Source organism: Bradyrhizobium sp. (genome assembly GCF_036009065.1).
GTDB lineage: Bacteria > Pseudomonadota > Alphaproteobacteria > Rhizobiales > Xanthobacteraceae > Bradyrhizobium.
On the sequence record NZ_DASYMN010000437.1, the window covers coordinates 1 to 6,245 of the forward strand.

7 protein-coding genes are annotated in these 6,245 nt (G+C 61.8%); all 7 read right to left on the reverse strand.

Features of this window, described 5'->3' with window-relative positions:
• Positions 1 to 473: 473 nt before the first annotated feature.
• Entirely contained in the window at positions 474 to 1,325 is an 852-nt protein-coding gene (locus VGP39_RS25990) for an SDR family oxidoreductase (RefSeq protein ID WP_327570957.1), read from the reverse strand.
• A gap of 216 nt (positions 1,326 to 1,541) precedes the next feature.
• Positions 1,542 to 2,768, reverse strand: coding sequence for an ABC transporter substrate-binding protein (locus VGP39_RS25995; RefSeq protein WP_327570958.1), 1,227 nt, complete (start codon positions 2,766 to 2,768; stop codon positions 1,542 to 1,544).
• 382 nt (positions 2,769 to 3,150) lie between these two features.
• Positions 3,151 to 4,170 carry a ketol-acid reductoisomerase gene (gene ilvC / locus VGP39_RS26000; protein WP_327570959.1) on the reverse strand — a complete coding sequence of 340 codons (1,020 nt, stop codon included), beginning with the start codon at positions 4,168 to 4,170 and terminating at the stop codon, positions 3,151 to 3,153.
• Between the two features lie 134 nt (positions 4,171 to 4,304).
• Entirely contained in the window at positions 4,305 to 5,180 is an 876-nt protein-coding gene (locus VGP39_RS26005; protein WP_327570960.1) for an EamA family transporter, read from the reverse strand.
• A 25-nt stretch (positions 5,181 to 5,205) separates the two neighbouring features.
• Positions 5,206 to 5,643: a type II toxin-antitoxin system PemK/MazF family toxin gene (locus VGP39_RS26010; RefSeq protein ID WP_327570961.1), complete on the reverse strand. Its 438-nt coding sequence runs from the start codon at positions 5,641 to 5,643 to the stop codon at positions 5,206 to 5,208.
• A complete protein-coding gene (locus VGP39_RS26015; protein WP_327570962.1) occupies positions 5,546 to 5,890 on the reverse strand; it encodes an AbrB/MazE/SpoVT family DNA-binding domain-containing protein in 345 nt (114 codons plus the stop codon). Before VGP39_RS26015 ends, VGP39_RS26010 begins: the two co-directional genes overlap by 98 nt.
• A gap of 54 nt (positions 5,891 to 5,944) precedes the next feature.
• Positions 5,945 to 6,245: acetolactate synthase small subunit (gene ilvN, locus VGP39_RS26020; protein WP_327570963.1), on the reverse strand; the 301-nt coding region annotated here is incomplete at its 5' end.

Here is a 6,245-nt window from a genome sequence, read left to right on the forward strand (position 1 = left end):
TCACGGCGTAGTAGCCCTGGTCCGCGCTTCCGGGGACTTGGCGCACGGCGATTTCGCGCCGCTGCCTGTCCCCGTCCAGCCAGCTTCGGTGGCAGACCCCGAGAGTGGGGCCGGACGGATACCCAAGTACTCCCGCGAACGTGAGCCACGTTAGCCCCCCGCCCTCAGGCGCCGCTCCCACCCCCACGTTGCAAAGCGTCCCAGGTAACGCTCCCTCAAGGTAGGATGGGATGACTAGGGTTATAAGTTGTAACGGAATATTGTCAATAACAAAAAACAATCAACTATTCGTGAATGCATTCCTACGACTTCTCGTCATGGCCGGGCGTGTCCCGCCTGCGGGGCCGAAGCCCCTTCGGCGAGGCGAAGGCCCGGCCATCCACGTCTTGCTTCTTCGCGACTCACCAAGGACGTTGATGCCCGGCACAAGGCCGGGCATGACGGAAGAACCATAGGGCGGTCGCGACCGCTGCTCATCCCTTGGGCAGCAACCCCAGCCGCTTGGCGATGATGCGGTCGACCATGCGCTTCGGCAGGATCGCCGTCATCAGATGCCGCATCTGGTCTGGCGCGATCTGGTAGCGCACGCGCGGGTTCGGAGTGGTCAAGGCCAGGTGAACCAATTCCCCGATCTTTTCGACAGGCAATCCGCTGTCGCCGAGCTGCAGCATGAACTTGCGGATTCGCTGCAGCGCCGGAAAAAACGGCGAGTTCCTGTAGGGCGAAATATCCACCTCCTCGGCCTTGGCCCAGATCGGGGTCTTCACCGCGCCCGGCGCGATGATAATGACGTCGATGCCGAACAGCATCATTTCGCGGCGCAGGCTTTCCGAGAGGCCTTCCACCGCGTGCTTGGAGGCCGAATAGGCCGACATCAGCGGATTGCCGTTTTTCCCCGCCACCGAGCTGATCATGACGATTCGCCCCTTCGGCCCGTGCAGCGATGGGTCGGCACCGAGCAGCGGACCGAACGCCTGCGTCGTGATGATCGGGCCGATGACGTTGACGTCCATCTGGCGGCGGAATTCGTCGGCCGAAAGATCCAGCACGGGACCTGCCACCGCGATGCCGGCATTGTTGACGAGGCCGGCCAGGGTTGCGCCTTCCAGCTCGGCGCGGACCTCGCGCGCCGCCGCCAGCACCTGCGCCTCGTCGGTGACGTCGAACAGCAGCGGGGTGAAGTTGGCGCCGAACTCGGCTTTCAGCCGATCGGCGTCGGCCTGTTTGCGCACGCTGCCGAACACGCGAAACCCGCGCTCGAGCAGCACCTTGGCCGTGCCCCAGCCGATGCCGGTCGATGTCCCGGTGATGACGACGGATTGCATGATGGTTCTCTCTAAGCCGCACACACCAGCGTCATCCTGAGGTGCGCGCTTCTTGCGCGCCTCGAAGGATAGCCGCAGGCACCTTATTCCATCCTTCGAGGCTCGCCGCGAAGAGCGGCGAGCACCTCAGGATGACGTCTCCATCTAAACGTTAAAACAAATCGGCGAGCTGCGACAGCTGGCTCACGCCCTCCCGCCGGCGCGGCGACAGATTCCCTATTCGGCGTGGCCGTCGATGATCGGGCCGAACAGCTGCCATTTCTCGCCGGTGAACTTCATCATCTGAACCTGTTCGATCGGGTAGAAATCGGTCGGCGAGGTCTTGATGCGGATTCCCGGGATGTAGGTGTTGATCTCGAAATCCATATTGGCGACCACCTTCATGACGTTCTCGCGCGTAAGATTGTCACCGCAGCGTTTCAGAACCTCGACCAATGCGATCGAGGTATTATACCCCGTGAGCGGTCCGCTCTCCGACTTGTCGGCCTCCGGATAATACTTCGCCATGAAGGCGCGGAACTTCTGCATTCCCGGATGGCTGTCCCATTGCGGATCGGTGACGTCCATCTGATAGCCGGCGCTCAAAATTCCCTTGGAGTTGTTGAGGCCGGCCGGGCCGAGCACTGCGCCGACCGACGCCGACACGTTGGTCATGATGTGGATCGGATGCCAGTCGAGTTCGGCCACCTTCTTGATCGCCTGGGCGGCAAATTTCGGCGTGCCGATATTGATGAAGATATCCGGGTTCGCGGTCTTGATGGCGACGACCTGGGAGTCCACGGTCGGCATGCTGGTTTCATAGGGGATGCTGGCGACGACCATCTTGTCATATTTTTCGCGCAGCACGTCCTTCAGGCCGAGCACGTAGTCTTTTCCAAAATCGTCATTCTGATAAATCACGCCGATCTTCGCATTCGGATGATGCTGCAGGATGTAGGTGGCATAAATGCGCGCCTCGGCGCGATAATTCGGCTGCCAGCCGATGGTCCACGGAAAATGCTCGGGGTCGCCCCAGCGCGACGCGCCGGTGGCGACGAACAGCTGCGGCACCTTCATGGTGTTCATGTATTTCTGGATCGCCGCGTTAGGCGCGGTGCCGAGCGGCGCAAAAATCAAAAACACCTCGTCGCTCTCGACCAGTTTTCGCGCCTGTTCGACAGTCTTGGGTGGCGAATAGGCGTCGTCGTAGGAGATGAAGTTGACCTTGCGGCCGTTGATGCCGCCGGTGTCGTTGATCATCTTGAAATAGGCGCTCATGGTCTTGCCGATGATGCCGTAGGCCGAGGCCGGCCCGCTATACGGCATGATGTTGCCGATCTTGATTTCGGTGTCGGTGACGCCGGGACTGTATTTTTTCTGCGCGAACGCCGGCGCGGAGGCTGCGGCAAGGATCGTTGCGGAAATTCCAAGCGTCTTGAGCAAATCAATAGCGGCGCGCTTCATAGAGTCTCCTCCTGCAGGGCTGGTCCAGGCGTGACGGCTTTTTGGCGGGCGATTTCCTCGAAGTGTTTTTCTGTTATTGGCCGGACGATAGCAGCCGGCAGGGATTCCCGGAAGCGGCGGCCGGGTGCTGGAACTGCGATTGTCAGAGGCGATTTGTCGCTAAGGTGTGTGCAGTGCGGCGCAGCAAATTCTACGGTGCGAAATGCGCGAGCGTTGAATCGACCTAAGCGCGCGCACTCGACGCCGTCATCCTGAGGTGCTCGCCGTCTTGGGCGAGCCTCGAGGGATGGCCGCATGCACCGGTGTGCGCGGCCATCCTTCGGGGCTCGCCGTGAAGAACGGCGAGCACCTCAGGATGACGGCGAACTGTGTTGAAGCCGCCTCAATTCTTCGTCTTGTCGACCAGCGCGCCCTTCTTGATCCAGGGCATCATGTCGCGGAGCTTGACGCCGACTTCCTCGATCGGGTGCGCGGCGAGTTTGGCGCGGGTGGCCTTGAACGAGGTCTGGTTGACCTTGTTCTCCAGCATCCAATCGCGGGCGAACTTGCCAGACTGGATGTCGTTCAATACGCGCTTCATCTCCGCCCTGGTCTCGGCGGTGACGATGCGCGGGCCGGTGATGTATTCGCCGTATTCGGCGGTGTTGGAGATCGAATAATTCATGTTGGCGATGCCGCCTTCATAGATCAAATCGACGATCAGTTTTACTTCGTGCAGGCACTCGAAATAGGCCATCTCCGGCGCGTAGCCGGCTTCCACCAAGGTCTCGAAGCCGCCTTTGATCAGTTCGACCAGGCCGCCGCACAGCACTACCTGCTCGCCGAACAGGTCGGTCTCGCATTCCTCCTTGAACGAGGTCTCGATGATGCCCGCGCGTCCGCCCCCGATCGCGGAGGCGTAGCTGAGGCCGAGGTCATGGGCATTGCCGGACGGGTCCTTGTGGATAGCGATCAGGCAGGGCACGCCGCCGCCGCGCTGATACTCCGAGCGCACGGTGTGGCCGGGGCCCTTCGGCGCAATCATCAGCACGTCAAGATCGGGCCTGGGATCGAGCAGGTTGAAGTGCACGTTGAGGCCGTGCGCGAACACCAGCGCCGCGCCCTTTTTCATGTTGTCGTGCAGGTGATCGCGATAGATATCGCCCTGCAGCTCATCGGGCGTCAGCATCATGACGAGGTCCGCCCATTTGGCGGCCTCGGCGACTTCCATCACCTTGAAGCCCGCGGTTTCCGCCTTCTTGGCCGAGGCCGAGCCCTTGCGCAGCGCGATCGCGACGTCCTTGACGCCGGAATCCTTCAGGTTCAGCGCGTGCGCGTGACCCTGGCTGCCATAGCCGACGATGCAGACCTTCTTGCCCTTGATCAGGTTGATGTCCGCGTCGCGATCGTAATAAACCCGCATTGCTCGTTCCTCTGCTATGGCGGCCGCTTCCCGGCCCGCCTGATCTCGAATTGCCGCCGGTTTCTAGGGCGGCTAGCCCTCCCAGACAAGGCCGGAAGGTGATTTTCTGCGTGCGCGGAACGCATACGCGCCGCTCAGGCGATTTTCGGCACGGACCGCGAACGGCCCGACAGCAGCATGATGGCGATGCCGACGATCACCACGATCATGCCGGCCAGCCGCAGCGGCCCGAACCGCTCGCCGAACACCATGCTGGAGGCCGCCGCGCCCACGAACGGCACCAGCAGCGCGAACGGCACCACCTGCGCCGCGGTATGGTCGCGCAGCAGCCGGCCCCACAGCCAGTAGGCGACGCTGGTCGAGACCGCGCCGATGACAAGGATGCTGATGACGCCGGTCGGCGACATGTTGAGGAGCGCATGCCGCGCCGGCTGCGGTCCGTCCACGATCAGCGTCAGGGCCAGCAGCGGCACCGCCGACGCCAGGCATAGCCAGGCGAACAGGTCGAACATCGGCACATCGCGCGCCCGCCGCAGCAGCAGGTTGCCGACCGCGAAAGAGACCGGACAAATCATCAGCACGGCGAAGGCGCCGACGCTGAAATCGTAGCCGACGGTGCCACAAATCATCAGCAGGCCGACCGCGGCGACTGCGATTCCGACGGTTTGCATGCGCGTCGGCACCTCGCCGAACGCGATCACCGCGAACGCGATCGTGAACAATGCCTGGCTCTGTACGATGACGCTGGCGAGGCCCACCGGCACGCCATGCGCGATACCAAAAGCCTGCGCCAGGAACTGGCCGAGAAACAGCGTTGCGCTGATGGCGATCAGCAATGGCCATGACACGTCCGGCTTGCGCACGAACAGGCACGGCACCGCCGCGATGGCAAAACGCATCGTCGTCATCAGCGTCGGCGGCAGTTCGTCGAGCGCCAGCCGGCTCGCGACGAAGGCAAGGCCCCAGATCACGGCGACGAGGGTTGCGAGAAAGATGTCGGCGGGTTTCATGCCAATGCGCAAGATCTATGCATAATCATCCGGGGACACCGTCAAAATTGATATCGAGCAACGCGGCGAGTTTTGCGTGAACTTCCGTCAAGACTTCGCGAGGTACTGTCTCAATGAAATCAAAAAGGCACTGCTGACGATCGATCCAATGAATTTGGTCGACAAGGACCGTCCCCTCCGTCTTTAGGCCCTCGGGCAAATCGACGTTGGTCGGCCAATCCCCGAGCCTCCTAGTAATTGGACATATGATCGTACGGCGAGAGGTTTCATGGTAGCTTCGCGATGTCAGGATGAGTGCCGGCCGTCGGCCTGACTGTTCTGTGCCCCGGGTATCATCCAACTCGACCCACGCAATATCACCTGCGTCAGGAAGCCGCATTTGGCTTCCCATGGCGATGGTGCTTTGGAGGCTTCTTCCGACTCCGAGCTCGCGGCATCGCAATCTCGCCGCGCGAATAAGCATCGTCGATGATCTCGGAGCCGACGTCAGGTCCCCAGTCCAGCATCGGCGGCACGTTATTCGGGTCAATCTGGTCGAGCAGTTCTTCCAGCAACTGCGCCGATGTCTTGACCATGCTGCGCAGCCGGATGTCTCTGCCTTCGACGGTGAGTTCAAGTTCGGTGCCTGCGCGCACACCGACGACGTCGACGGCCGATTTCGGCAACCTTACTCCAAGACTATTTCCCCACTTCGCGACTTTGACCTTCATGACCGACCCCTTGGGATTTACGGTGTATATCCATTAGTTTTCACCCGTCCACCCTCACATCCCCTCCGCCCCGCGACCGATCGCAGCCACGCCGGTGCGCGACACCTCGACCAGCCCGAGCGGCCGCATCAGGTCGACGAACTGGTTGATCTTGGCGGAGTTGCCGGTGATCTCGAACACCAGGCTCTCGGTCGAGGCGTCGATCACCCTCGCACGGAATGCATCCGCCAGCCGCATCGCCTCGATGCGGGGCTCGCCGATGCCGCGCACCTTCACCATCGCCAGTTCGCGCTCGATCGAGCGCGTGCCGGTCAGCGTCATGTCGACCACCTTGTAGATCGGGATCATGCGGTCG